Source organism: Rhizobium sp. 10PS4 (assembly GCF_032464805.1).
In the GTDB taxonomy this organism is placed as follows: domain Bacteria; phylum Pseudomonadota; class Alphaproteobacteria; order Rhizobiales; family Rhizobiaceae; genus Rhizobium; species Rhizobium laguerreae.
Genome location: NZ_JAWDIW010000006.1, coordinates 271,353 through 296,682 on the forward strand (window position 1 = coordinate 271,353; position 25,330 = coordinate 296,682).

The window sequence follows — 25,330 nt, forward strand, 5'->3', positions numbered from 1 at the left end:
TTTTCACCGATGCAGATGGAAGAGTTTGCTGACGATCGTCCAGCGGCCGTCGATCTTCAGCAGCGAGAGATAGTCGGTAAAGCGCATTCCGGCGAAATCGTCGGTGACCTTGACGCTTGCCGCCTCACCCTCGACATCGACACTCTGAATGTCCATGTAGGGCTGCGTGCCGGGCGGCGCCGGCTCCTCCTGCAGGATCGCGGCGATGAATTCGTCCCGCGTCAGCCATTCGACCGCATTTTCGTAATGGCCGATGATCGAGCTTTTCGGATGAAAGGCCTTTTTCAAGGCTGCCTCATTGGCGAAGGCCATGCCTTCGACATAGAGATGAACCGTCTGTTCGACTGCCTGCCTGTCCGACATATTGTCATCCCGTTCTCAGAGATGGCGTTAGATAGTTTCGCCAGCCCCGAAGGCAAGCCCGGCCGGTTGTGATCGACCGGGCTTTTCCAGGTCAGATATTCGTCATGGCAAGCGAGGCGTCCGAATAGCGCTTGCCGGCTACCTGTCCGGCGGGGATCGCTTCGCTGAGCTGCTCGAGTTCCGCCCGGCTCAGCACGATATCGGCAGCGGCCGCATTCTGTTCGAGATGGTGAAGCTTGCGGGCGCCGGGGATCGGCACGATGTCGTCGCCCTGGCTCAATACCCAGGCGAGCGCGAGCTGCGCCGCCGTTACGCCCTTCTCGGCGGCAAGCCGCTCGAGCGTCGAGACGAGGGCGGCATTGGCGTCGAAATTTTCCGCCTGGAACCGCGGCACCTGCCGACGGAAATCGTCGGCAGCGAGATCCTCCACTTTGCGGATCGCCCCGGTCAGGAAGCCGCGGCCGAGCGGGCTGTAGGGCACGAAGCCGATGCCGAGTTCGCGGCAGGTGGCAAGCACCTCCTCTTCGGGATCGCGCGTCCAGAGCGAATATTCACTCTGCAGGGCTGCGATCGGATGGACCGCATGGGCGCGGCGAATGGTGGCGCTACCGGCTTCCGAAAGCCCGAGCGCCCGGACTTTGCCTTCCTTCACCAGTTCCGACATGGCGCCGACGGTCTCTTCGATCGGCACGTTGGGATCGACCCGGTGCTGGTAGAAGAGGTCGATGGTCTCGATGCCGAGGCGTTTCAGCGAGGCCTCGGCCACGACTCGCACATGCTCGGGGCGGCTGTCGACGCCGGCGATGGCGGCAGCGCCCGGCTTGCTGGCATCGATCTTGAAGCCGAATTTGGTGGCGATTACCACGCGGTCGCGGAACGGCTTCAGCGCTTTGCCGAGCAGAACCTCGTTGGTAAAGGGACCATAGACTTCGGCGGTGTCGAAGAAGGTGACGCCGAGATCGATGGCGCGATGCAGCGTCCTGATCGATTCCGCATCGTCGCTGGCGCCATAGGCAAAGCTCATGCCCATGCAGCCAAGGCCGACGGCAGAGACGGTCAGATCGTTTCCGAGTTTCCGGATTTTCATGATGTGCTCCTCTGAGCTGATTTTGAGCCGCCAGAGCATGATGCCGAAAAGTGTGAGCGATTTTCGGACGACATTATGCTCTAACTATTTAATTCAGAATAGGATTCAGATTTTAGGCCGACCGGCCTGAAATCACGCTGTTCTGGATGCTTGCGGTACCGACAGACCATATCGCTGCGCTATCAATCAGAAAATACATGCAGTTTCTAACAGGTTGTTCTATCATTTCGATCAATGAACAGAACACAGCTTTCACAACTCGCCGTTCTCGCCGCCGTCTCGGAGCATCGCAGCTTCCGGGCGGCGGCGAAGGAACTCCTCGTCGCGCCCTCGGCCATCAGCCATGCGATATCGAGCCTCGAGGAAAGTCTGGGGGTGCGGCTTCTGGCGCGCACCACCCGCAGCGTCGCGCCGACGGAAGAGGGCCGCCTGCTACTTGAAAGACTTCGTCCCGCACTCGAGGAGATCGATATCGCCTTGGAGGCCGTCCGCGATACGCGCGCCAAGCCGGCCGGAAACCTGCGCATCACCGCCCCGCGCTTCGCCTCCGATCTGCTGCTCGCTCCCCGGCTCGGCGACTTTCTCAACCTCTATCCCGATATCACCCTGGAGATCGCCAATGAGGATGGGTTCACCGATATCGTCAAGGAGGGTTTCGATGCCGGCATCCGGCTGGAAGAGAGCCTCGAGGCCGATATGATCGCCGTCAGGGTCTCGCCCAATCTGACGACGGTGATCGCCGCTTCGCCCGAATATTTCGAGCATCATCCAAAGCCCGAGCATCCGCGCAATCTCGTCCATCACCGCTGTATCAAGCGGCGCTTCACCAATGGCTCGATCTATCGCTGGGAATTCGAAAAGGACGGGCAGGAACTCGTCGTTTCGGTCGATGGACCGCTGATCGTCAGCGAGGACCGGCTGGCCCTGCTTGCGGCGCTGAACGGCGCCGGCCTTGCCTATCTGTTCGACATGCGGGTCTACGACGAACTGGCGGGCGGCACACTTGTGCGGGTGCTGGAGGATTGGTGCGCGCCCTATTCCGGGCCGTTTCTCTATTACCCCAGCCGGCGGCAGATGCGGCCGGCGCTACGCGCCTTCATCGATTTCTTCAGATACAGCGAGCAGGATACGGGCGGCCGGTAAGGAATGGAAGCCGGGCCGCCCGTACCATCAGAGCGCCGTTTCCATCAGGCAGCCTTTGCCTTCTGGTTTGCCGCCGTGGTGGCGAGCTGAGAGAGGATCTTGTCGGTGGCCGTTTCCTCCTGCAGCGTCTGGTCTAGCAGGCTGACGGCATCCTTGAGGCCGAGGGTCGCGGCCCAGGTCTTCAGCGTGCCGTAACGGGCGATTTCATAATGCTCGACGGATTGGGCGGCCGAAATCAGGCCGGCGTCGAGAGCCGGGGTGCCCTTGAATTCCTCCATGATTTCCTCGCCCTCGGCGATGATGCCCTGGATCGCCTCGCAGGTCTTGCCCTGCGCGCGTTTGCCCATCAGTTCGAAGACCTGCTGCAGGCGCTCGACATGTCCTTCGGTCTGCTCGCGGTGCTTTTCAAGGCCCGCCTTCAAATCGGGGGATTGGGCAGCACGCGCCATCTTCGGCAGGGCGCGCAAAATCTGCCGTTCGGCGAAGTAGATGTCCTTCAGCGTGTCGTAGAAGAGATCTTCCAACGTCTTTTCCTTGGCCATTTTCTCAATCCTTGTTCTGGGAAAAACCGCGAATGCGGCGACACATTAAGAAGCGAGGATCGCGCCAATTGTTCCCGATCGATTTCGGGTGGACTGAAAATTGGTGCGGGGCGACGATTCTTACCGTCGACATGGGAGGTAAAGTCATGCGAAAGCCGGGTTCGATGAAAGGTCTGGAGGATCTCGGCCGCGTGCGGCTGTCGCAAAACTTCTTCCTCCGCGATTTCCTGCATTCCGAAATCGCCGATTTCCATCGCATCCCCAATATCCCCGAAGATCCCGATCTAGCGATCGACGCGGGCAAGAGGCTTTGCGAGGAATTGCTGGAGCCACTGGAAGCGACGTTCGGGCGCCTGCACATCCGTTCCGGTTATCGTTCGCCCACGGTCAACAGGTTCGGCAACGAGAACAAGCTGAACTGTTCGACCAATGCCGCCACATCAGCGCATCACATCTGGGATATGAGGGATTTTGACGGCTGCATGGGTGCTGCCGTCTGCATCGCCGTGCCATGGATGATCGACCACTACCACGATGAAAGCGACTGGCAGCGGCTCGCCTGGTGGATTCACGACCACCTGCCTTATGCCTCGCTCTGCTTTTTCCCCAAGCTCTGGGCCTTCAATATTCAGTGGCACGAACGGCCGAAGCGGGTGATCCAGAGCTATATCAGCCCGCGCGGCATACTCACCAAACCGGGTATGGCCAATTGGAAAGGCGATCATTCCGAATGGTATGGGAATTTTCCATCGCTCAAAAGGTGATCCTATAGCGGATATGGCCGTCGCTCTCGACATAGCTGTCATAGAGCGCTCGCGCGGTTCTGTTCTGCTCGCTCGTATGCCAGTAGAGCCGCGACCAGCCCTTGGCTCTGCAGGTCGAAACGAGATCGTCCATCAGCGCCCGCCCGACGCCTTTGCCACGCGCATCGGCATCGACGAACAGGTCTTCGAGATAGCAGTCCCTGCCGTGGATCCACGTGCCCTCATGGGTGAGATAGAGCGCAAATCCCATGATCCTGCCGTCGACGTCGGCGACACGCATCGCGATTGCCGACTCCGGATCGAAGACCCGGCGCCATGTGGAATCCGTGATATCGGCATCGACCGTGACGTCATAAAAGGCGAGATAGGCCGCCCACAGTTCGCGCCAGCGGGCTTCGTCCTCGGGGCGGGCATCACGTATCGTCACGGTCATGGCGTCTCTTTCTTTCAGGCGCCGGCTTCGTCGAGCAGCGCCATCGCCTCATCGGAAAGCGCCAGTGTCGCCGATTTCGCCAGGCTTTCAAGCTGCGAAAGACTGGTCGCGCTGGCGATCGGCGCCGTCACGCCCTTCTTGCGCAGCAGCCAGGCGAGCGAAATTTCTGCCGGCGCTGCACCGGTCTCGCTTGAAACCGTGTCGAGCGCGGCCAGGATGCGCAGGCCTTTGTCGTCGAGATATTGCGAAACTCGGCCCTCGCGTGCGCGGCCCTGCGTATCGGACTTGCTGCGGTATTTGCCGGTGAGGAAGCCGGCGGCGAGGCTGAAATAGGTGATGACGCCGATGTCTTCTTTGACGCAGAGATCGGCAAGCGGCCCCTCGAAGCTTGCGCGCTCATAGAGATTATATTCCGGCTGCAGCACATCGTACCGCGGCAGGCCGGCCTTCTCGGCAGCGGCGAAGGAAGCCTGAAGCAGTGTCGCATCATAGTTTGAGCAGCCGATGGCGCGGATCTTGCCCTGCTGCTTCAGCTTGGCATAGGCGCCGAGCGTTTCCTCGTGCGGCGTATCTTCATCCGGCCAGTGCGAGAGATAGAGGTCGATATAGTCGGTCTGCAGCCGGCTGAGCGAATCCTCGACCGCCTTCAGGATATAGGTCTCCTTCAGCGTCTTTCCCTGCCCCATGTCGGAGCCGACCTTGGTGACGATAACGGCCTTGTCGCGGGAGACCTTGGCTTGGCTCAGCCAGCGCCCGATGATCTCCTCGGAATCGCCGCCCTTGTTGCCCGGAACCCACGAGGAATAGACATCGGCCGTATCGATCGTGTTCAGGCCCGCGTCGAAGAAGGCATCGAGAATGGCGAAGGATGTTTTTTCGTCGGCCGTCCAGCCGAAGACATTGCCGCCGATGACGATCGGCGCGATCGAAAGACCAGTTTTTCCAAGTCGGCGCATTTCCATGACGCTCTCCAGAAGTGTGAAGGAATTGAAATCGCGGATACGGCAGGATGCCGCCTTGCGCAACTTAGTGCGATCCGCGCATCCGGGAAGGCAAACTTCCGTGATTTTGGGCCGCGCCATTGCGCCGCAGCTAAGGCCTGAATATGGTTCGCGGAAATCAGTTCGGGAGACTTGGATCATGCTGCGTTTCGGTATCATTTCAACGGCGAAAATCGGCCGCGACAATGTCGTTCCGGCGATCCAGGATGCAGAGAATTGCGTCGTCACGGCGATTGCCAGCCGTGATCTCAGGCGCGCAAGAGAGATGGCCGACCGCTTCTCGGTGCCGCATGCCTTCGGCTCCTACGAGGAGATGCTGGCCTCCGACCTTATCGACGCCGTCTACATCCCGCTGCCGACCTCGCAGCATATCGAATGGTCGATCAAGGCGGCAGATGCGGGTAAACACGTGCTCTGCGAAAAGCCCTTAGCGCTGAAATCAGGCGATATCGACGATCTGATCGCCGCCCGCGACCGCAACCGGGTGGTTGTCACCGAAGCCTATATGATCACCTATTCCCCGGTCTGGCAGAAGGTGCGCTCGTTGATCGACGAGGGCGCCATCGGTTCGCTCCGGCATGTACAGGGCGCCTTCACGTATTTCAATCGCGACCCCGCCAATATGCGCAACGTCCCCGAGCTCGGCGGCGGCGGCCTTCCCGATATCGGCGTCTATCCCGTTATGGGCACGCGTTTTTCCACCGGCAAGGAGCCGCTCTGGATCCAGGCGATCACCGAGCGCGATCCGGATTTCGGCACGGATATCTATTCGAGCGTCAAGGCCGATTTCGGCGATTTCGAGCTGAGCTTCTATATCTCGACGCAGATGGCCAACCGCCAGGTCATGGTCTTCCACGGCACCGAAGGGTACATCGAGGTCAAGTCGCCCTTCAACGCCAATCGCTGGGGGCCGGAAGAGATCGAGCTTGCCGACCGCAGCCACACTGAATCGCGCATCTTCCGCTTCCAGGACAGCCGCCAGTACAAGCGGCAGGTCGAGGCCTTCGCCCGGGCGGTGACGAACGGCAAGGAAGAGATCGTCACGCTCGAAAATTCGAAGCTGAACCAGAAGGTGATCGATGCGATCTACCGGGCCAGCGAGAAGGACGGCTGGGAGGCAGTCTAGCGCATAACCCGAAAATAGGAATCGATTTTCGGAAAGGATTATGCGCCACTTCAGAGGGTTAGAGCGTCCTTAGCGCGTCCTATTGGACGCGCGGCGCTCTAATCACTCGGCGCGGAAGACGAAGCGCGAATAGCCGAAGAAGCTGAAGATCATCGAGGCGATGCTGGCGATCACCATGGCCGCCAGCGGCTGAAGCGGCGGCAGCGACAACAGCAGCGCGGAATAGAGCCCGTAGTTGACGAGCGCTGCCGTCACCCCGACCGAGCCATAGCGGAAGCCTTCGGCGGCAAGCGAACGGCCGGAGCGATCGAAGGTGAAGCTGCGGTTGAAAGCCCAGGTCGCGGCCATGGCGAAGACGATCGCCACGAGCCGCGCCAGAAACGGCCCGAGCGACGTCAGATGGAGCAGCGCCGACAGGATGCCGGCATCGACGAGGAAGCCGATGCCGCCGGCGATGGTGAAGCGGACGATCTTCCTCATGCCGCATCCGCCTTGCCGGAACGCGGACGCGATACCGGCCCTGCGGCACTGAGCGGCGCCTTCAAGGTGTTCGGCGTTTCCAGACCCATATAATGGATACGCAGCTGTTCGGCGCGGGCGCGCGCAACGGAATCCAGGATGACGCCGGCGGTGAACAGCATGAAGGAGATCATCATCAGCGCCGTCGACAGCACCCAGGTCGGCATGCGGCTGACGAGACCCGTCTCGAAATATTCCGCCAGCACCGGCGTCATGAAGCCGAGGCTGGCCAGCATGAAGGCGAGGCTGATCACGCTGAAAAAGGCGAAGGGCCGGGTTTCCTTCATCAGCATCGCAAACATCCAGAGGATCTTGGCGCCGTCGCGGAATGTCGAAAGTTTGGACTGCGAGCCTTCCGGCCGGCGGCCGTAGTCGAGCTCCAGTTCGCTGACCGGCAGCTTCAGCCGCGAGGCATGCACGGACATCTCGGTTTCGATCTCGAAGCCGCCAGATACCGCCGGGAAACTCTTGACGAAGCGGCGCGAAAACGCGCGGTAGCCGGAAAAGATATCGGTGAAGTCGGGGCCGAAGATCATCCGGTAGAGCAGGTTGAAAAGCCGGTTGCCGAGCGCATGTCCCTGACGGCCGGCATCGGCGTGCACGCCGCGCCTGGTGCCGACCACCATGTCGGCGCGCTCGGTCAGAAGCGTGCGCACCAGTTCCTCGGCATCCTCAGGCGCATAGGTGCCATCGCCGTCGGCGATGATGTAGATGTCGGCGTCGATATCGGCAAACATGCGGCGCACGACATGACCCTTGCCCTGACGCCGCTCGCGCACGACATGCGCGCCGGCAAGCATTGCCTGCAGCGCGGTGCCGTCGGTGGAATTGTTGTCGTAGACGTGGATCGCAGCATAGGGCAGCGTCGCCCGGAAACCCTGCACGACAGGGCCGATCGTCGCCGCTTCATTATAGCAGGGGAGCAGGACGGCAATATTCAGATTATCGGTACGCGATCGGGCCATGACTCTACTCGTTACACTTGAAAGCCGCGCTCAGCCTAAATCATGCGCCGTTAATAAGACCCTATGACGCAGGCAAAATCGGCGGCTGCCACAAACGGCTTTACACTTTCTTGATCGGCGACGGCTAAAGTTCGGGTATCGAAACGAACCGCTAACCACAATGAACGCTGTGCAGCCGATCCCCCATGCATCCTCCGCGATCGACGCTCCCAGGGGCGGGCTGCCCGCTCCCAGGGGCGGGCTGCGCGACCTGCTGACGCGTCTCTGGCCAACCGTCATCGCCTATAGCGTCATCCTTGCTGCCGCCATCCTCATCACCAAGCTTTCCGTCGCCACCGATTACGTCGGCCCCGACAATGATGACGGAATGCGTCTCGTCGAGGTTCGCGATTTTCTGGCCGGGCAGGGCTGGTTCGATCTGATGCAATACCGTCTCGGCCTCGATGGCGGCACGCTGATGCATTGGTCGCGGCTGATCGATATGCCGATCGCCTCGCTCATCTGGTTCTTCGGCCTGCTTGCGCCCCGCGAGACGGCCGAAGCGCTGGCGCTCGCCGCCTGGCCGGTATCGCTCATCCTGCCCGCCATGCTCGCCATGGCGGTCGCCGGCCGGCGCATCGGCGGGGTTGCCGCCATGCATATCAGTCTCGGCTTGACCGGTCTTGCGATCTACACCGGAAACCGTTTCGCGCCGGGCGCCATCGATCACCACAATGCGCAGCTGGCGCTGGTCGCGACGATGATCGCGATGCTGCTGGATCCAGAGCGTCGCGCCTGGAGTTACGCGGTCGCCGGCATCGCGGCAGCCGTTGCCATCGCCATCGGCGCCGAGACGACCCCCTTCGTCGCCGCCGTCTGCCTGACCATTGCCTTGCTCTGGGCGTGGGAGGGCGAAAATTTCGCCGCCGCCGCCAAGGCCTTCGGGCTGGCGCTCACGATTGCGATCAGCATCCTTTTCTTCGCAACGGTGCCGCCCCGGCTTTATTCGACGGTCACCTGCGACAATCTCTCGCTCGGCTATTACAGCCTGGCGGCGATCGGCGGCGGGTTGCTGTTGTTTTCGGCGGTTTTTGCCAGCCGCTTGCGCCGGCCCTTGCGCTTTGCCGCACTCGCCGTCGTCGGCGCCGGCGTTCTCGGTTCGGCGATCGTGATCGCACCGCAATGCCTGAGCGATCCGCTGGTCGGTCTCGACCCGATGCTGGTCGAGCTCTGGCTCAGAAATGTTTCGGAAGCGCAGTCGATTTTTGCTCTCGCACGCACCGATCCCTTCTCGATCGGTGCCTTCTATGCGGCCGGCCTGTTCGGCATCGCCGTCTGCATCTTCCGCGTCGTCCAGCGTGACCGCGTGCAAATCCACCTGGTCCTGCTCTTCCTGCTGATGACGAGCTGGGCTATCGCGCTGGTCCAGGTGCGCGGTTCGACGTTCTCGAACCTGATCTCGATCCTGCCGCTTGCTCTGCTGATCATCGATATCAGGCGCATCTCCAACAGCGACAGCGAGAATGTCGCCGCCGCCTTCATCTATATCGTCACCGTGCTCGCCAGTGCTCCGGCCGCCTGGGCCGTCGGTGGCGGGTTTATCTCGCTGCAGATGCAGAATGCTGCACAGAAAAAGGCGGCAGAGCCGGCAAAGAAGATTTCCTGCACATCGCAAGCGGCGCTGGCGCCGCTCGCCGGGCTACCGGCCGGACTGGTCTCGGCGCCTTCAGAAATGGGCGTGCCGATCCTCCGCTTCACCGCGAACCGGGTTCTCTCCGCGCCCTATCATCGCAATCAGGGCGGCATGCTGACGGAGCTGCATATCGGCATGGCGGAGCCGCGGGAGGCGGAAGCCTTCCTGAAGGGGACCGGCGTGACGGTGCTTGCCTTCTGCCTCGGCGATCTGCAGACCCGCGAGATCACCAAACTGAAGCCGGATGGGCTCTATGCTGAGCTCGGCAAGGGCAATATCCCGCCCTATCTGGAACCGCTTCCGAAGGCGGCGGACGTGGGCGTTCAGTTCTTCCGCTATCGGCCGGCGACGAATTGACGCCGGCAATCTTCAGGATGGGATAACCATGTCGCGACAACGACATGCGTAAAAACAAAGCAAGCGCGGGAAGCCAATCTGAAGGATCGCGACGCCCTTATCAGTGTGAAAACGCGCTGTCAGTTTGAAACGCGCATGGCGCGACGAAGGCGCTGATTGGCATAGAGCCCGAGCACGAAGAGCATGAGGCCGCCATTATAGCCGAGCACGGCATAGACGAATGCGAGAATAGACACCGGCCCGGGCGAGGTGATCGCCGCCAACGCGAATGTCATTCCGATCAGCGCGGCGACCAGCGCGATCACGCCAGCCGAACGCGTCTGCCCGGCGCTGACGCCCAATGCTGCTGCTGTGAGAATAATCATTTCAGCACCTTCCCAGAGAGAACGAGGGGAAGCATAGGAAGCGCCAACTAACAAAGATTTACCGGCGATCTTCGCCGAAAAGCCTTTGTATTGCGGTGGTTAGCAATCCCTTTCGGGTAAAACGCGTATTCTAACTATCCGTTCCGCACCAAAACATATTTACACGATTTTGTTGTTTGTCCACCTGGCCGCAACGCATGCATGTGCAGGATGCCAGGAGATGAGCGTGCTTGATGCAATGGCGACGAACCCCTCCTCACAACGATTTCAACGGCTGGGAAAACCGATCCCAAAGCCCGTGCCACCCTTCCTGTTTCCAGCGGATGGACATAGAAAGAGGGATGAGCAACGTCTTCGACGGCGATTCGCCGACCAACCTTGCCGAATATTCGGTTTCGGAACTTTCCGGCTCGATCAAGCGCACCGTCGAAACCGCCTTCGACCAGGTTCGCGTGCGTGGCGAAATCTCCGGCTATCGCGGGCCGCACTCCTCGGGCCATGCCTATTTCGCGCTGAAGGACGACCGCGCCCGCATCGACGCCGTCATCTGGAAGGGCACCTTCTCACGGCTGAAATTCCGCCCGGAAGAGGGCATGGAAGTCATCGCTACCGGCAAGGTCACTACCTTTCCGGGCTCCTCGAAATATCAGATCGTCATCGAGACGCTGGAACCGGCCGGCGCCGGCGCTCTGATGGCGCTGATCGAGGAGCGCAAGCGCAAGCTCGGCGCCGAGGGCCTGTTCGATGCCGCCCGCAAGAAGCGGCTGCCCTTCATGCCCGGCGTCATCGGCGTCGTCACCTCACCGACCGGCGCCGTGATCCGCGATATCCTTCACCGCATCTCCGATCGTTTTCCCGTGCATGTCCTCGTCTGGCCGGTGAAGGTCCAGGGCGAGGGCTCCGGCGAGGAGGTGGCAAACGCCATTCGCGGCTTCAACGCGCTGGAACCCTCAGGCGCCATCCCGCGCCCGGATGTGCTGATCGTCGCGCGCGGCGGCGGCAGCCTGGAAGACCTCTGGAGCTTCAACGACGAAATCGTCGTGCGTGCCGCCGCCGAAAGCGCAATACCGCTGATCTCGGCCGTCGGCCATGAGACCGACTGGACGCTGATCGACTATGCCGCCGATATCCGTGCGCCGACGCCGACGGGGGCCGCGGAAATGGCGGTTCCCGTCAAGGCGGAGCTGGAGGCGCAAGCCGCCGCTCTTGCCGCGCGCTTGCAGGGTTGCATGAACCGGCAGATGGATCAGCGCCGCCAGTCGGTGCGTGCTCTGATGCGGGCATTGCCGTCGCTCGATCAGCTTCTCGCCTTGCCGCGCCGCCGTTTCGACGAGGCGGCAATCGGCCTCGGCCGCGGACTGGAGCTCAACACCATCAACAAGCGTCGCGGCTTCGAGCGTGTTGCCGCGCATCTGCGTCCTGATGTGCTGTCCAATCGCATCGCCGAGCGCCGCCAGACGCTGAACGAGCGCATGGCCCGGGCCGAGCGCATGGTCGAACGGCTGATCGACCGCTCGAAATCACGCGTCGACCGCGCCGAAGCCATCCTCGCCTCGCTGCCAGCCCGGCTGAAGACCCAGACCGACCGCGGTCGCGAACGCATCGGCAATCTTTCGCGCCATGCCGATACGGCGGTCCGCCACCAGCTGACCCGCGCGCGCGCCGAGCTTTCCGCGCAGGACCGCGTGCTCCAGTCGCTCTCCTATAAGAATGTGCTGAAGCGCGGTTACGCCGTCATTCGCGATGAGGATAACAGGCCGGTCTCGCAGGCTGCTCACCTCTCCGCCGGCATGGGCATCGCCATCGAATTCGCCGACGGCCGTGTCGGCGCGATGACCACGGAAGGTGGCACACCGCCGGCCGGTGCCAAGAAGCGCAGCGCAAAACCCGCCGAACCGCCGAAGCAGGGAAGCCTGTTCTGACGATGCGAATCCTGCTGGTGCTTGCCCATCCGTTGGAGGACAGTTTCGCCGCCGCCGTGGCAAGGACTGCGCGTGAGGCGCTGGAAGCAGCAGGCCATACGGTCGACCTGCTCGATCTCTATGCCGAAAATTTCGATCCACGCCTTTCGAAGGCCGAGCGCAGCGGTTATTTCGATCAGCCCTACGATACCTCAGCCGTTGCCGATATCGTCGCCCGCCTGAAGGCTGCCGAAGGCCTGATCTTCGTCTTTCCGCAATGGTGGTTCAATTTCCCCGCCATCCTGAAGGGTTTCTTCGACCGTGTTTTCGCTCCCGGCGTTGCCTTCAGCCATGATGCCGCCGGCGGCCGTATCGTGCCGCAACTGACCAATATCAGGCTGCTCTATGCGCTGACGACGACAGGCTCGCCCTGGTGGCTGGTGCGTCTCTATATGGGCGATCCGGTGCGCCGGCTGTTGAAGCGTGGCATCGCCGCCTTCTGCTCGAAGGGATTGAATTTCCGCATGCTCAGCCTGCACGACGTGGACCGGGCCACCGATGCCAAGCGCAGGGCGCATCTCAATCGCGTGCGCAAGCTGCTATCGGCAATTCGATAGCCGCTATTCGAAGTCCGCAAGGAACTTGCGCAGCAGCCTGTCGAGTTCCGCCTTGTCGGCCGCGCTCAGATTTTTCGACAACCGGTGCTGATTGGCGACATGCGCATCGACGGCGGTCTCCACCGTCGCAAGCCCTTTTTCTGTCAGCGCGATGAGCACGCTCCTGCGATCCTCCGGATTGAGGATACGCTCGACGTAACCTGCCTTCTCCAACTGGTCGATGCGGTTCGTCATCGTGCCGGAGCTGACCATGGTCATCTCCAGAAGCTCCCCCGGCGAAAGCCGGTGGGGCGCCCCGGCGCGGCGCAGCGTCGCCAACACGTCGAAGGCGGAGGACGAAAGCCCCTGCTGCATGAGCACGGCCTCCACTTCGCGGCCGAGATGGGTACTTAAGCGTTTCAGACGTCCGAGGATGCCCATCGGTTCGACGTCGAGGTCCGGCCGCTCGCGCCGCCATTGCGTCAGGATCTTGTCGACATGGTCCATCTTGCCCTCTTCGCTCATGCTCCATCGATACCATTCATTATCTTGACGTCAAGATAAGAAGGTGTAGGATGAATTTATCTTGAAATAGAGATTCTTGATATGAAGACAAATTCACGCTATGTCGCCGATCTTATGGCAACCGCGCTCGCACCCGCGATCTGGGGAAGCACCTATATCGTCACCACCGCTTTCCTGCCGGCCGGATATCCGCTGACGGTTGCGATGCTGCGCGCCCTGCCGGCCGGCCTGCTGCTTCTCTTCCTGGTCAGAAAGCTGCCTGTCGGCATCTGGTGGGGAAGGGCTTTCGTTCTCGGCGCGCTGAACTTCTCGTTCTTCTGGGCGATGCTCTTCGTCTCGGCCTACAGGCTGCCGGGGGGCGTTGCCGCAACGGTCGGCGCGGTGCAGCCGCTGATCGTCATCGCTTTGTCGCGGCTTTTTCTCGGCAACCCGATCCGGCCGCTGGCCGTGCTGGCCGGTCTCGTCGGCATGGCCGGCGTCGGACTTCTGGTGCTGACGCCGAAGGCGGGGCTCGATCCGATAGGTGTCGCTGCCGGTCTGGCCGGCGCCGTCTCGATGGCCTTCGGCACTGTGCTGACGCGCCGCTGGGCGCCGCCGGTCTCAAACCTCACCTTCACCGCTTGGCAATTGACAGCGGGCGGCATGCTGCTGGTGCCTTTCGCCCTTTTCCTGGAACCGGCGCTGCCGATGCCGACCGCTGCAAACATCGCCGGCATCGCCTATCTCGGGCTGATCGGCGCAGCCTTCACCTATCTGCTCTGGTTCCGCGGCCTGTCGCGCATCGAGCCCTCGGCGGTTGCCTCGCTCGGCTTTTTGAGCCCGCTGGTCGCGACCCTGCTCGGCTGGCTGGCGCTCGGCCAGAGCCTCACGCCAGTGCAGATCGGCGGTTTCGCCATGGTGCTTGCCAGCGTCTGGCTCAGTCAGCGCACGATGATGCCACTCAGGCCCATTCGCCCTGCCGTATCACCGGAACCCGTGAACCATCCGGCTTGATGCCGTCGATATCGACCTTGTCGGAGCCGATCATCCAGTCGATATGGATAAGGCTGGAATTGCCGCCCTGTGCCTTGATCTGCTCCTGGCTCAGTGTCGCGCCATCGAGGAAGCATTTGGAATAGCACTGGCCGAGCGCAATGTGGCACGAGGCGTTTTCGTCGAACAGCGTGTTGTAGAACAGGATGCCGCTCGCCGAGATCGGCGAGGAATGCGGCACCAGCGCCACTTCGCCGAGCCGGCGCGCGCCATCGTCGGTATCGAGCACCTTGTTCAACACCTCTTCGCCGCGCGAGGCCTTGGCCTCGACAATGCGCCCGCCCTCGAAGCGCACCTGGATATTGTCGATCAGCGTGCCCTGGTGCGAAAGCGGCTTGGTGCTCGAAACATGGCCTTCGACGCGCAGCGCATGCGGCGTGGTGAACACTTCCTCGGTCGGGATGTTCGGATTGCAGGTGATGCCGTTCTTGGCAGTGGAAGCGCCGCCATGCCATTCATGTCCGTCGGCAAGGCCGACCGTCAGGTCGGTGCCCGGTCCCTGGAAATGCAGCGAGGCGAAGCGCTCGCCGTTCAGCCAGGCGCTGCGCTTGCCAAGATTGGCATTGTGCTCGGCCCAGGCGGCGACCGGATCGCTGACATCGACACGCGAGGCGGCAAAGATCGCCTTGGCGAGCTTGGCGATCCCAATCGGTTCCGGATCGTCGGGGAAGACCACCTTGGCCCAGGAGGGGTTCGGGTAGGAGACGATGTTCCAGTTGATGTCGAAATTCGAGATCTTCTCCAGTGCCGGCTTGTAGGCGGTGGAGTTGGCGCGATTGGCACGGCCGACCTTGCCGGCATCCTGCTCGGAGAGCAGCATCGGATTGTCGCCGGCAACCGCAAGACGGGCCGCCCCGTTGGCATAGGCCTTGGCCATGCCCTCGTAGAGCCAAGCGGAGGCGCGGTCGAAGCTCTCGTCGCTGCCATACTGATAGCGCGCCAGCGTCGTTTCCTCGTCGGAATAGAAGGCGGAGACCAGCCCGGCGCCGGCCAGATAGGCGTGTTTGGTGATCAGTCGAACGAGCGGCAGCGCCACGACAGGCGCGGTGATCACCAGGTCCTGACCCTTCTGCAGCTGTAGCCCAACCTTGACGGCGACTTCCGCAAGCTTTTCCAGCTTGACGGGATCAACGGTGCTCTGGCTCTGGGGCATGAAAGTCATGATTCAACCTGCCTTCTGTCATCGACGGTGGGAGGCTGGAAGACTTAGACCCGTTTGCGGCGAAAATGAAGCGTATTGCCGCCGAATTGCAAGCGGCCGGATGAGAGGTCCGGCCGCCGGGCGCGCTTCAGGCGGCGGCAGGCAGCCTGAGCAGGATCGAGTTATGTTTTTCGAGGAATTCCATCAGCCACTGCGGGTAGTCTTCGCCAACGGCGGCCTTGACGCTCGCCCGTTCGGAGAGCGCCTTGCGCCAGCGCTTTACACGCTCAAGCCCTTCGAAGATGTCGCCGTCGCCGAGCGTCTCGAAGAGATCGAAATACCGAAAGACCGGCGCGAAGACGGCGTCGACGAGGCTGAAGTCGTTGCCGGCGAAATAGGGGCCGTCCGTCAATACGTTCTCGAGCGTTGCGAATTTGGAGATGAGCGCCGTGCGCTTGGCGTCCAGCTGGTCCGCAACCTGCGCCGTCTCATAGCCCCAGAGATCGGAAAGCACGGATGAGCCGAATTCCATCCAGCCGCGATGGCGGGCACGTGTCAGTGGGTCTTTTGGATGCAGCGCCACACCTGGCTGCGTTTCCTCCAGATATTCGCAGATGACGCTGCTTTCGAACAGCACGGCCTGACTGCCGTCCTCCTCGATCCGCAGCAGCGGCACCTTGCCGAGCGGCGAGATCTTCAGGACCCAGTCCGGCTTGTCGGCAAGATCAATATTGATTCGCTCGAAGGGCACGCCCTTTTCGAGCAGCGCGATCGCGGCGCGCTGCACATAGGGGCAGAGATGATGGCTGACGAGGGTAAGCTTGCTCATGGCGCTCTCCTTGGCAATATGATAGATGTAAATGCATCTAATATCGGTTGTAACAGAATTCAAGATAGATGTAACTGCATTTATGTCTGAAAAACCGTCGAATCCGAGCGAAGCGGTCACCTCTGCCTGGACGAGCATCATGCGCGCCCGCGAGCGGTTGCTTGGCGCCATCGAAGCCGACCTGAAGGCGGCCGGCATGCCGCCGCTTGCCTGGTATGACGTGCTGTGGGAATTGGCGCGCTCGCAAGACGGCAGGCTGCGCCCCTACGAAATCGAAGAGCGGACATTGCTGGCCCAGTATAATCTTTCCCGGCTGATCGATCGGCTGGAAAAAGAGGGCCTGGTCCGGCGCGAGGCCTTCGCTGAAGATGGGCGCGGCCGTTGGGTGGTGATCACTGATGCCGGCCGAAAGCTTCGCGAGCGCATGTGGACCGTCTATGCCAAATCGATCGAGACCCATATCGGTTGCAAGCTTGCCGAAAACGAGGCGAAGACGATCGCCCGGCTGCTCGACCGCTTCCTCTAGATTCAATAGTAAGAGCATGATGTCGTCCGAAAACCGCTCACACTTTTCGGCATCATGCTCCGATCAGGCAATCAGCGGCGCGGCGACGGCCTTCAGCGCCTTCAACGCATGCTTCGGATCGAGCCGCACCTGCAGCCCGCGCTGCCCGCCATTGATGTAGACCAGCGGTTCGCCAAGCGCGGCCTCCTCGATCGCCGTCGGCACGGTCTTCTTCTGGCCGAAAGGGCTGATGCCGCCGACATGATAACCTGTCAGCCGCTCGGCATCGGCAGGCTTCATCATGTTGGCCGATTTGCCGCGAAAGGCGCTGGCAAGTTTTTTCATGCTGACTTCACGATCCGATGGCACGACGACGCAGACCGGCTTGCCGTCCACCTCCGCCATCAGCGTCTTCAGCACCCGATGCGGCGCCTCGCCGAGTGCTTCGGCCGCCTGCAACCCAACGCGCTCGGCATTGGGGTCGTAGTCATAGACATGGACAGTGAAGGCGACGCCTGCCTGCGAAAGAAGCTGTGTCGCGCGCGTGGCCTTGGACATCTCTTTCCCTCGTGAGTTCAGCGGCCCGCCGTCAGCCGCCGAATGCACCGGCGTAAATCTCCGGCTTGAAGCCGACCAGCAGCTTGCCCTTCGCCTCCAGCACGGGCCGCTTGATCATCGACGGCTGATCGAGCATCAGCTGGATTGCCTTCTCCCGGGTCAGGTTCTCGCGCTGGGCATCGGGCAATTTGCGGAAGGTGGTGCCGGCGCGGTTGAGCACGGTATCGAGGCCGGCTTGGTCGATCCAGGTTTCGAGATGGGCGCGGTCGATACCGAGCGCCTTGTAGTCGTGAAACTCATAGGCGACGCGATGTTCTTCCAGCCAGCTGCGGGCCTTCTTCATCGTGTCGCAATTCTTGATGCCATAGATGGTGACGGCCATGCCCGATCGATCTCCCTGTGATGACAGCGAGATAACATGCACGAAGGCCGGCGCAAACGCCGTGCGACCTTTTATCCCCCAGCGCTTCGACAATCGCAGCAGGACAAAACCGGTCCCGTTCAATTCTCCAGCGTGCCGGCCTTGCGCGAAGCCTTGCTGGGTTCGTCGCAGGCGATCTTCATCAGGTCGCCGCGCCGCCGCACCAGCCGGTCGGAGGTTCGGGTGAGGATCAGCCCGTCCTGCGGCGCGGTAAGCTCGATGGTGCCGCCAGGCTGCCCCGGCCGGGTGACAATCGTCGCCAGAAGATCGCCTTCCGCAACCCTCTCGCCGATATCGCGATAGAAGAGTACGGCTCCGCCTTCTGGCGTACGGATGATCTCGACATTGTCGAGCGGTACGGCCGGACCGGAAAATACCGTTGCCGCCGGCTTCCCATCGCCAACGATCCCCCGTGCCGCAAGGAAGTGCCAGAGCCCGTCCGCATCCTTTTTCGCCAGCACCGGATCGACGTCGCGTTTGCCGCGCAGCTCGACTGTGACGGAGAGTTTGCCGGGCAGCCGGGCCCGACGCTCGCCGGGAACTTCATATTTCCATGCAAAGCCGACGGCCTCCTCGAAGGCCGAGCTTTCGCCATCCGAAAGCAGCACGGCCTCCATCTCGAGTGCAGCGGCAAGATCGGCGGCTTCCGGCCAGAAGGCCTCGTCGATATAGGCATATTGCAGGGATTCATCGTCGCAATGCAGGTCGAGCACCAGATCGGCGCCAAGCGCCATATGCAGCAGCTGCCGCTTCAATCTGTCGGTAGCCGGGTAATCGTCGAGATCTTCGATCAGCGTGGCGCGATCGACAATCGAGATCAGCGGGAAATCCCGGTTGAAATTGGTGCGTGAGCCCAGGTCGAAACGGCCCTGCAGCTCGCCGAAATGCGATTGCGCCGCACCGATCGGATTGGCCTGCGGCACGATGGTGATATCGCCGGCGATCCCGCCTTGGCTTTCCGACCGCCGCAGCCGCTCGCAGAGGAAATGCAGCAGCACCGTTCCCGGCAGCTCGCCGGCATGCAGTGCCGCCTGGATATAGGTCTTCGGCGCCTTCGGATCGTGGCCTTTAAAGCGCAGTACCGGCAACCGCCACTCCGTTCCCGGCGTATCTCCAGGGATGATGATCTCTGAAACGTCCATTTTGTCTTCGCTCCCCGGCTGCAATCCGAACAGGTTTCCCGAGCTTTATGCGCGTAAATCAGCCAAGCGCAAGCCGGAGTAGGGAGGACATCGTTGCCTCAGCCGAGCAACGGCCAGCGATCGATGATTCGATGTTCGGTTTTTCCGAGAAGACTGTGGACGAGCAGGAATTCGGATGCCGTCCATGAAACGGGTGCGTCGAGGCTCGTCGGCGGCACGGTCTTGCGGTCGTAGAGTAGCGTCATATGCGGCGTGAAATCGCGGCGGATATTGTGGCGCAGTCCGGCATTGTGCATGCCGACGCCGAGCTGGACATGCAGCCGGGTGAGCGCCTTCCGCCCGCCTTCGCCGCAAAGCACGAGCGGTCGCGCCTTGCCTTCCCGCCTGAAGCTCATAATCCTGTCGAAAGTGATCGCAATCGGCGCGCCCTCCACCGTGGCGCCGGCTTGCCGCGCCGCAAACACCGCGTCCTCCGGCAATTCCTGATAATCGTCGATGCCGATGATCGTCAAATGCAGCGTCTTCAGCCGCGGCTTTGCCGAAAGGGAGAAAGCCTTGCCATAATCACAGGAGATCGAAGCCGCCTGCCGCTCAACCGCCCCAGGTGGACAGAGAGCGAAGAAAAGCCGGTGTCCGCCGCTATGGTGTTCGCGCGGTCGCCCGCTCCGACTTCGCCCACCCTCGAAGTCGAAGGAAATCTGGTTCATCGGCTCTCAGGGTCGTCATGACCCGCCTCGTCGTTTCCAAAAACGCGGCGAAGGATACTCCGGTGGGATTGATGGCAAGAACAGAAAGGGAACATAAGCTTCCGATACAATCCGCTCTGAACGGATGACTTGGATGTTCGATCGACATTGCGAGGGACGCATCGCGATATTTCCCGGACGCCTTACGCGCGCAAGAAACGGGTTGAAACAGCGGCCGTCTCATACGATTTTGAGGGTCATCGAAAACACGGAGGCTGTGTCATGGCTGAGACAACGCACCACTATCTCATCTTCGAAACCGCGGGCGGTTTCTGCGGCATCGCCTGGAGCGACGCCGGCATCACCCGTTTCCAGCTGCCGACCAAGTCAGCAGAGGCCACCGAACGGCTCCTGCTGCGCCGCCTGCCGGATGCCGAACCCGGCGCGCCGACGCCTGCCGTACTGGAGACGGTCGCTGCAGTGAAACGTTACTTCCAGGGTGAGGAGACGGATTTTTCCGGCGTCGAACTCGACCTTGCCGGCCAGGATACCTTCTTCCGGGATATTTATGCGGCGGCAAGGCGTGTCGGCTGGGGCCACACGACCACTTACGGTGCGCTGGCCAAGGAGCTCGGCGTCGGGCCGGAAGCCGCCCGCGACGTTGGCCAGGCGATGGCGAAGAACCCGGTGGCTCTGATCATTCCCTGCCATCGGGTGCTTGCGGCCGGCGGCAAGATCGGCGGCTTCTCCGCGCCCGGCGGTTCGTCATCGAAGACCCGCATGCTGGAGCTCGAGGGCGTCAACCTCGCCCCGCCGCCGCCTGCCCAGCAGTCGCTGGGATTTTAGGCGGCGGAGGTGCTTTTTGACTGAGTCTCAGCCGCTCAATAAGGGCTGGCTGTCGGCCGGATGATGATCTCGCTGACATCGACGTCATCAGGCTGGCTGACGGCGTAGAGGATCGAATTGGCGATGGTCTCGGGGCTGATCGTGATCGCCCTGAAAGCCTTCATGGCGTCCCGCGCCGTCGGATCGGTGATCGTGTCGGCCAGCTCCGATGTCGTCGTGCCGGGAGAGATGACAGTCACCCGGATACGATCGGTCTCCTGCCGCAATCCGTCCGAGATGGCACGCACTGCAAATTTTGTCGCGCAATAGACGGCCGCCGTCGGCGAGACGCTGTGGCCGCCGATCGAAGACAGGTTGATGACCTGCCCTGATCCCTGCGCCTTCATGATCGGGAGCGCTGCCGCGATGCCGTAGAGAACGCCCTTGATGTTGACGTCGACCATCCGGTCCCATTCGTCGACCTTGAGGGCATCGAGCGGCGACAGCGGCATCACGCCGGCATTGTTGACGATGACATCCAGTCGGCCGAATTCGGAGCAGGCAAAGCCTGCAAAGGCTTCCACCTGGGAACGGTCGGTGACATCAAGCTGTCGCAGGCGCACCGTCCCGCCCTTTGCGGCGATTTCGCCGGCGAGTTCCTCGAGGCGCTCGGTGCGGCGGGCGCCGATCACGATATGGGCGCCTGCGGCAGCCAGCACCTTTGCCGCCGCCTCTCCGATGCCGCTGCTGGCGCCGGTGATGGCAATGACTTTTCCTTTGATATCAGGCATTTCAAGCTCCTTTATACGCCGCTCACCTGGCGATGCGGCTGAGGGTTTTTGGTAGTCAGGTGGGAAAATCGGCGCTGAGCGTTGTTTCCGCCCACGCGTCGAAGTTTGCGCTTAGCGCATCGAGCCGTTCGCGGGCGATCTTCAGGGCCGGTGCGCCGAGCAGCAGGCGCAGCGGCGGTTCGTCCGTTTCGAACGCCGATATGATCGCGGTTGCCGCGCGCGCGGGATCGCCCGGCTGGTTGCCGGAGATCGAGCGGGTGGCCCGGCGCCGCTTGCCGGATGTTTCCGCATAGTCTTCGATGATCGTGCTGGATTCGACCATCGACCGGCCGGCCCAATCCGTGCGGAAGGCGCCGGGTTCGAGGATCGTCACATCGATGCCGAGCGGTTTGACCTCATGGAAAAGCGATTCCGACAAGGCTTCGACCGCGAACTTGGTGGCGTGATAGTAGCCGGTTGCGGCAAAAGCGACGAGCCCGCCAAGCGAGGAGACGTTGAAGATATGCCCTTGCCGGCGTCGGCGCATGCCCGGCAGAACCTGCTTGGTGACATCGATCAGTCCGAAGACATTGGTCTCGAACTGGGCGCGTATCTCCGCATCGTTACCCTCTTCGATCGCCGAGAGATAGCCGTAGCCGGCATTGTTGACGAGGACGTCGATCGCACCGAAATGCGTTTCGGCGTCACGAACCGCGCTGGCGATGGAGCGGCTGTTCGTCACATCCAGTGCAAGGGCAAGCGCGCGGTCTCCGTGCTCTGCCGTGAGATCTGCCAGGGTCTCGGGTCTGCGTGCCGTCATGGCGGCGCGCCAGCCGCGGGAGAGGACGGCTACGGCAAGTGCCCGGCCGAGGCCGGACGATGCGCCTGTGATGAACCAGATGGGGGTTGGGAAAGACATGATCGTCATCCTTTCCGGCCGGCAAACGCGGCCTTCTTCTGTGTGGTGTTGCCTTTCGGGCGGCACGTCATTTGCGCCGAAGCACCATGCCGCCATGATGGAGGGTATTGCCGTCGACGAAATCGCCGTCGGCGGTGAAGCCCGTGTCATCCCAATATTCGATGTGGCTTCCGGTGACTTCGTAGCGTCCCCGATAGGCGCTTTCCCGGCTGCCGCGGGCCTCGTCGTAGCGGCCATTGGGCAGAAGTTCGTGGCGGACGCGGCCATCATTCGTAACCCACATGCCGACATAGGGATGTTGCTGCATAGTGCTCTCGCTTGTTTGTTGTTGCTGAGTTTCTCGGTCGTTCACGGTATCGGCGGCGGACAAACTGGTCGCCACGCCAGCCAGGGTGACCGCCGTGAAAAACCGCAGGAGGGGGCTTGTGAAAATCCTTCGCATTGCCTTGCCTTTCGAAGCCTTCGTTGACTTCGACTGAAAGATAGTACGGAGAACTCGAGTGATTAAGTTGCCAATCCAGGATGCCTTGGTTAGAACGACTAACCAATGGTCGACGATCTCGAAGGCATTTCGGTTTTTCTTGCGGTGGCGGAGGCGCGCAACTTCCGGCTCGCCGGCGAGCGGCTCGGCGTCACCCGCTCAGCCGTCAGCCAGGCCCTGCAGCGCCTGGAGGATCGGGTCGGCGTCGCCTTGGTCCAGCGCACGACGCGCAGCGTCAGCCTGACCGAAGCCGGCGAAGTGTTCTTCAACGCGGTTCGTCCATCGGTCCGCCAGGTAAAGGATGCGATGCAGACGGTGCGGGAAATGCAGGCGCGCCCAAGCGGCCTGCTGCGGATCACCGTTTCCTCGATCGCCGAGAACTTCCTGTCCGGCACCTTGCTGGCCGGCTTCATGGAAGCCTGCCCTGATATCAAACTCGATATCACCATCACCGATGACGAATTCGATATCGTCGAGGCGGGCTTCGATGCGGGTGTCCGGCTCGGCGAAGTGATCGAAAAGGACATGATCGCGATTTCAGTCTCCGAAGAGCAGCGACAATGCGCGGCCGCATCCCGCAGCTATCTCGAGCGCCGCGGTCATCCCCGTCATCCCGGCGAGTTGCAGAACCACGCCTGCATCGGATGGCGGCCACGCCCGGATACGGCACCCTATCGCTGGGAGTTCACCGAAAACGACCGCGACTTCGACGTCGCGGTTGATCCCGCCGTTACGACCAACGACATGGGCATGATGATCCGCATGGCCTGCGCCGGAGCCGGCATCACCTTCGGCATGGTGGAGACCTTCCAGCCCTATATCGACCGCGGGGAACTCGTACTGCTGCTGGAGGATTTCTGTCCGCCCTTCCCGGGCTTCTATCTCTACTATCCCAGGCGCCAGAGGCAGCCGTTGAAGCTGCGCGCATTGGTCGACTATGTCAGGAGGTCCGGCAGGCGCTAATGCTGCTTTGGCTCAGGCCTGCCGCTTGTAAGCCATGACGGCGATTTCAGGCCTGTCGGACGGGCTCAAAGCCTGCCGCTTGGGCTGAATGTTGCCGCTGACATTCGGTTTTGATATCCCCGATCATCGAGGCCAGCGAGCCAGGGCGTTCAATAAAGGTCCATCGGTTGCCGCGCGTCCATCCTTTTGCCGGAGAACATATGCTCGACGACGTCTTTCCCGTTCCGGCCAGGGCCTTAATCCGTCAGGGCGGGCGAGCCTGTTTCTATCGCCTGGTCAATACGAGCCCCCTGTTGATACAGGTGCAATCGGGAACGAAGATCGTCATGGCCGATGACAAGGCTTTGCGCCTCGAAGCCGGCGCCTATGGCTTGCTGCCCGACTATCGACCGCTGACGATGGAGAACATTCCCAAGGCGCCGCAGAAGTATCAAACCCTGGCGCTTCCTGTTCCGCGACAGCTCTTCGAGGAGGCCGATATCAGGATGGGATCGATCGCCGTTCCATCAAGGCCTGTCCCCGCAGGCACCTCGAAGCTGCCGGAGGAAGCCGCGGTGCTGTTTGACTATTGCTGTCAGCCCGGCAATCTGACGAGGCTTCCCGGCGCCATTGCCAAGGCTCGTTTGATGGAGCTGATCACCTGGTTTGCGCTCTGCGGAGCGGTGCTGGGCCAATGCCAAAGCCCTCGGTTCGAGGACCGGCTGCGGCAGATGATCGAAAGTGATACGGCCTTTGATTGGACGCTGGGGCACGCGGCGCGCTCGTTCAACATGAGCGAAGCGACGCTGAGGCGTAAGCTCGGCGCCGAGAATACCGGCTTTAGTGAGATCCTGAGCGATACAAGGATGAACCGCGCCTTGGGGCTCATTCAAACCACAACCTTGCCGATGGCACAGGTTGCGCTTGAAGTCGGTTACGACTCCCCTTCTCAATTCGCGGCGCGGTTCAAGGACCGGTTTGGCGTCAATCCGCGCCATGTGCGGGGCGGCTCCGAGCGTTTTGAGCGGATCGGGGCAGAAGTTGAGCGTAGTGGGGCAGATGCGCTTGCGCAGTGACGATAGTTTTCCGGCATTATCAACCGCAGGAAAACAGCATGCGTTTCATCACAGCAGTACTTTTCGCCGCGTCCGTCTTCGGCGCGACGGCCGCACAGGCCGAAATGAAGCTCACCTCGAAGGATCTGGCCGCCGGCAAGTCCATGGCCGACGCGCAGGTCTTCAACAGCTTCGGCTGCGCCGGCGAGAACATCTCGCCGGAACTGACCTGGTCGGGTGCTCCGGAGGCGACCAAGAGCTTCGCCATCATGGCTTACGATCCGGATGCTCCCACAGGCTCGGGCTGGTGGCACTGGTCGGTGTTCAACATTCCCGCGGATGCCTCGAAAGTTGCCACTGGCGCAAGCGGTGACAAAAAGCTTCCCGCAGGCGCTGTCGAAGGTCGCACGGATTTTGGCATGTCTGGATATGACGGCGCATGCCCGCCGGCGGGTGATCAGCCGCACCACTACCAGTTCACGGTCTACGCGCTCTCGGTGGACAAGTTCCCGCTTCCCGAGACCGTCCCGGCCGCCATGGTTGGCTTCTATGTAAGGGCCAATACGCTTGCCAAGGCCTCCGTCGAGGTCACCTACGGCCGCTGAAGCCGGCTTCAGATCCGCAGTCGTCATTTCCTTCATGACAACGGCCGGCCGAGGTGACTG

Annotated in this window: 30 protein-coding genes; 12 read left to right on the forward strand and 18 right to left on the reverse strand. The window is 61.8% G+C overall.

Annotation, left to right across the window (positions count from 1 at the left end; translation table 11 throughout):
• Positions 1–3 precede the first annotated feature (3 nt).
• Complete coding sequence (locus RWJ89_RS13875) at positions 4–363, reverse strand: nuclear transport factor 2 family protein (RefSeq protein ID WP_017962862.1); 360 nt, start codon at positions 361–363, stop codon at positions 4–6.
• Between the two features lie 91 nt (positions 364–454).
• Positions 455–1,450: an aldo/keto reductase gene (locus RWJ89_RS13880; protein WP_316031034.1), complete on the reverse strand. Its 996-nt coding sequence runs from the start codon at positions 1,448–1,450 to the stop codon at positions 455–457.
• A 234-nt stretch (positions 1,451–1,684) separates the two neighbouring features.
• Here RWJ89_RS13880 and RWJ89_RS13885 point away from each other — a divergent pair, with 234 nt between their 5' ends.
• Positions 1,685–2,593: a LysR family transcriptional regulator gene (locus tag RWJ89_RS13885; protein ID WP_316031035.1), complete on the forward strand. Its 909-nt coding sequence runs from the start codon at positions 1,685–1,687 to the stop codon at positions 2,591–2,593.
• A 44-nt stretch (positions 2,594–2,637) separates the two neighbouring features.
• Here the strand turns inward: RWJ89_RS13885 and RWJ89_RS13890 are convergent, their stop codons facing one another.
• Positions 2,638–3,135, reverse strand: coding sequence for a YciE/YciF ferroxidase family protein (locus RWJ89_RS13890; protein WP_221944794.1), 498 nt, complete (start codon positions 3,133–3,135; stop codon positions 2,638–2,640).
• 146 nt (positions 3,136–3,281) lie between these two features.
• Here RWJ89_RS13890 and RWJ89_RS13895 point away from each other — a divergent pair, with 146 nt between their 5' ends.
• Complete coding sequence (locus tag RWJ89_RS13895; RefSeq protein WP_168285031.1) at positions 3,282–3,899, forward strand: hypothetical protein; 618 nt, start codon at positions 3,282–3,284, stop codon at positions 3,897–3,899.
• Here RWJ89_RS13895 and RWJ89_RS13900 read toward each other — a convergent pair.
• A complete protein-coding gene (locus RWJ89_RS13900) occupies positions 3,889–4,332 on the reverse strand; it encodes a GNAT family N-acetyltransferase (protein WP_077977262.1) in 444 nt (147 codons plus the stop codon). The genes RWJ89_RS13895 and RWJ89_RS13900 overlap by 11 nt on opposite strands.
• Positions 4,333–4,346: 14 nt before the next feature.
• Positions 4,347–5,294, reverse strand: coding sequence for an aldo/keto reductase (locus tag RWJ89_RS13905; RefSeq protein ID WP_168285030.1), 948 nt, complete (start codon positions 5,292–5,294; stop codon positions 4,347–4,349).
• Between the two features lie 178 nt (positions 5,295–5,472).
• Between RWJ89_RS13905 and RWJ89_RS13910 the strand changes: the two genes are divergently transcribed.
• A complete protein-coding gene (locus tag RWJ89_RS13910; RefSeq protein ID WP_168285029.1) occupies positions 5,473–6,459 on the forward strand; it encodes a Gfo/Idh/MocA family protein in 987 nt (328 codons plus the stop codon).
• Between the two features lie 102 nt (positions 6,460–6,561).
• Here the strand turns inward: RWJ89_RS13910 and RWJ89_RS13915 are convergent, their stop codons facing one another.
• A complete protein-coding gene (locus tag RWJ89_RS13915; protein ID WP_131662864.1) occupies positions 6,562–6,939 on the reverse strand; it encodes a GtrA family protein in 378 nt (125 codons plus the stop codon).
• Positions 6,936–7,943 carry a glycosyltransferase gene (locus tag RWJ89_RS13920; RefSeq protein WP_131662865.1) on the reverse strand — a complete coding sequence of 336 codons (1,008 nt, stop codon included), beginning with the start codon at positions 7,941–7,943 and terminating at the stop codon, positions 6,936–6,938. Before RWJ89_RS13920 ends, RWJ89_RS13915 begins: the two co-directional genes overlap by 4 nt.
• Positions 7,944–8,103: 160 nt before the next feature.
• Here RWJ89_RS13920 and RWJ89_RS13925 point away from each other — a divergent pair, with 160 nt between their 5' ends.
• Complete coding sequence (locus RWJ89_RS13925; protein WP_316031036.1) at positions 8,104–9,972, forward strand: hypothetical protein; 1,869 nt, start codon at positions 8,104–8,106, stop codon at positions 9,970–9,972.
• Positions 9,973–10,091: 119 nt separating this feature from the next.
• On the opposite strand, the gene RWJ89_RS13930 is transcribed toward RWJ89_RS13925, so the two are convergent.
• Entirely contained in the window at positions 10,092–10,337 is a 246-nt protein-coding gene (locus RWJ89_RS13930) for a hypothetical protein (protein WP_131662867.1), read from the reverse strand.
• A gap of 341 nt (positions 10,338–10,678) precedes the next feature.
• On the opposite strand from RWJ89_RS13930, the gene xseA reads away from it, so the two are divergent.
• Both xseA and RWJ89_RS13940 read left to right on the forward strand, forming a co-directional pair.
• Positions 10,679–12,259: an exodeoxyribonuclease VII large subunit gene (gene xseA, locus RWJ89_RS13935; protein WP_316031037.1), complete on the forward strand. Its 1,581-nt coding sequence runs from the start codon at positions 10,679–10,681 to the stop codon at positions 12,257–12,259.
• 2 nt (positions 12,260–12,261) lie between these two features.
• Entirely contained in the window at positions 12,262–12,855 is a 594-nt protein-coding gene (locus RWJ89_RS13940; protein ID WP_316031038.1) for an NAD(P)H-dependent oxidoreductase, read from the forward strand.
• Positions 12,856–12,858: 3 nt separating this feature from the next.
• Here the strand turns inward: RWJ89_RS13940 and RWJ89_RS13945 are convergent, their stop codons facing one another.
• Complete coding sequence (locus RWJ89_RS13945) at positions 12,859–13,359, reverse strand: MarR family winged helix-turn-helix transcriptional regulator (protein ID WP_221944774.1); 501 nt, start codon at positions 13,357–13,359, stop codon at positions 12,859–12,861.
• Positions 13,360–13,440: 81 nt separating this feature from the next.
• Here RWJ89_RS13945 and RWJ89_RS13950 point away from each other — a divergent pair, with 81 nt between their 5' ends.
• Complete coding sequence (locus tag RWJ89_RS13950) at positions 13,441–14,352, forward strand: EamA family transporter (RefSeq protein ID WP_221944772.1); 912 nt, start codon at positions 13,441–13,443, stop codon at positions 14,350–14,352.
• Here RWJ89_RS13950 and RWJ89_RS13955 read toward each other — a convergent pair.
• Entirely contained in the window at positions 14,300–15,553 is a 1,254-nt protein-coding gene (locus RWJ89_RS13955; protein ID WP_221944770.1) for an aminopeptidase, read from the reverse strand. The two genes, RWJ89_RS13950 and RWJ89_RS13955, sit on opposite strands and share 53 nt — an antisense overlap.
• A 127-nt stretch (positions 15,554–15,680) precedes the next feature.
• Complete coding sequence (locus RWJ89_RS13960) at positions 15,681–16,361, reverse strand: glutathione S-transferase family protein (RefSeq protein WP_131662872.1); 681 nt, start codon at positions 16,359–16,361, stop codon at positions 15,681–15,683.
• An 82-nt stretch (positions 16,362–16,443) separates the two neighbouring features.
• On the opposite strand from RWJ89_RS13960, the gene RWJ89_RS13965 reads away from it, so the two are divergent.
• Complete coding sequence (locus tag RWJ89_RS13965; RefSeq protein ID WP_131662873.1) at positions 16,444–16,887, forward strand: MarR family winged helix-turn-helix transcriptional regulator; 444 nt, start codon at positions 16,444–16,446, stop codon at positions 16,885–16,887.
• A 63-nt stretch (positions 16,888–16,950) separates the two neighbouring features.
• On the opposite strand, the gene ybaK is transcribed toward RWJ89_RS13965, so the two are convergent.
• The 4 genes from ybaK to RWJ89_RS13985 form a co-directional block, all read right to left on the reverse strand.
• On the reverse strand, positions 16,951–17,424 hold the full coding sequence (gene ybaK, locus RWJ89_RS13970) for a Cys-tRNA(Pro) deacylase (protein ID WP_221944768.1): 474 nt from the start codon (positions 17,422–17,424) through the stop codon (positions 16,951–16,953).
• 31 nt (positions 17,425–17,455) lie between these two features.
• On the reverse strand, positions 17,456–17,806 hold the full coding sequence (locus tag RWJ89_RS13975; protein WP_077977275.1) for an ArsC family reductase: 351 nt from the start codon (positions 17,804–17,806) through the stop codon (positions 17,456–17,458).
• A 119-nt stretch (positions 17,807–17,925) separates the two neighbouring features.
• The gene (locus RWJ89_RS13980) at positions 17,926–18,987 is read right to left on the reverse strand and encodes a succinylglutamate desuccinylase/aspartoacylase domain-containing protein (RefSeq protein ID WP_221944766.1); all 1,062 of its coding nucleotides are present in this window, start codon (positions 18,985–18,987) and stop codon (positions 17,926–17,928) included.
• Positions 18,988–19,085: 98 nt separating this feature from the next.
• The gene (locus RWJ89_RS13985) at positions 19,086–19,694 is read right to left on the reverse strand and encodes a 2'-5' RNA ligase family protein (protein ID WP_131662877.1); all 609 of its coding nucleotides are present in this window, start codon (positions 19,692–19,694) and stop codon (positions 19,086–19,088) included.
• Between the two features lie 261 nt (positions 19,695–19,955).
• Here RWJ89_RS13985 and RWJ89_RS13990 point away from each other — a divergent pair, with 261 nt between their 5' ends.
• Positions 19,956–20,519 (forward strand): methylated-DNA--[protein]-cysteine S-methyltransferase, encoded by a 564-nt coding sequence (locus RWJ89_RS13990; RefSeq protein WP_221998414.1) that lies wholly within the window; start codon positions 19,956–19,958, stop codon positions 20,517–20,519.
• A gap of 35 nt (positions 20,520–20,554) precedes the next feature.
• Here RWJ89_RS13990 and RWJ89_RS13995 read toward each other — a convergent pair whose 3' ends face one another.
• The 3 genes from RWJ89_RS13995 to RWJ89_RS14005 are packed head-to-tail and all read right to left on the reverse strand — an operon-like array spanning position 20,555 to position 22,629.
• Positions 20,555–21,289, reverse strand: coding sequence for an SDR family oxidoreductase (locus tag RWJ89_RS13995; RefSeq protein WP_221998415.1), 735 nt, complete (start codon positions 21,287–21,289; stop codon positions 20,555–20,557).
• Positions 21,290–21,344: 55 nt separating this feature from the next.
• Positions 21,345–22,196 carry an oxidoreductase gene (locus RWJ89_RS14000; RefSeq protein ID WP_316031039.1) on the reverse strand — a complete coding sequence of 284 codons (852 nt, stop codon included), beginning with the start codon at positions 22,194–22,196 and terminating at the stop codon, positions 21,345–21,347.
• A 58-nt stretch (positions 22,197–22,254) separates the two neighbouring features.
• On the reverse strand, positions 22,255–22,629 hold the full coding sequence (locus RWJ89_RS14005; RefSeq protein ID WP_316031040.1) for an Atu4866 domain-containing protein: 375 nt from the start codon (positions 22,627–22,629) through the stop codon (positions 22,255–22,257).
• A gap of 105 nt (positions 22,630–22,734) precedes the next feature.
• Here RWJ89_RS14005 and RWJ89_RS14010 point away from each other — a divergent pair, with 105 nt between their 5' ends.
• From RWJ89_RS14010 to RWJ89_RS14020, 3 genes are all read left to right on the forward strand, one after another.
• Positions 22,735–23,631, forward strand: a complete 897-nt coding sequence (locus tag RWJ89_RS14010; protein ID WP_316031041.1) for a LysR family transcriptional regulator — start codon at positions 22,735–22,737, stop codon at positions 23,629–23,631.
• A gap of 200 nt (positions 23,632–23,831) precedes the next feature.
• Positions 23,832–24,686: a helix-turn-helix transcriptional regulator gene (locus tag RWJ89_RS14015; protein WP_316031042.1), complete on the forward strand. Its 855-nt coding sequence runs from the start codon at positions 23,832–23,834 to the stop codon at positions 24,684–24,686.
• A 38-nt stretch (positions 24,687–24,724) separates the two neighbouring features.
• Positions 24,725–25,270 carry a YbhB/YbcL family Raf kinase inhibitor-like protein gene (locus RWJ89_RS14020; protein ID WP_316031043.1) on the forward strand — a complete coding sequence of 182 codons (546 nt, stop codon included), beginning with the start codon at positions 24,725–24,727 and terminating at the stop codon, positions 25,268–25,270.
• Positions 25,271–25,330: the final 60 nt, after the last annotated feature.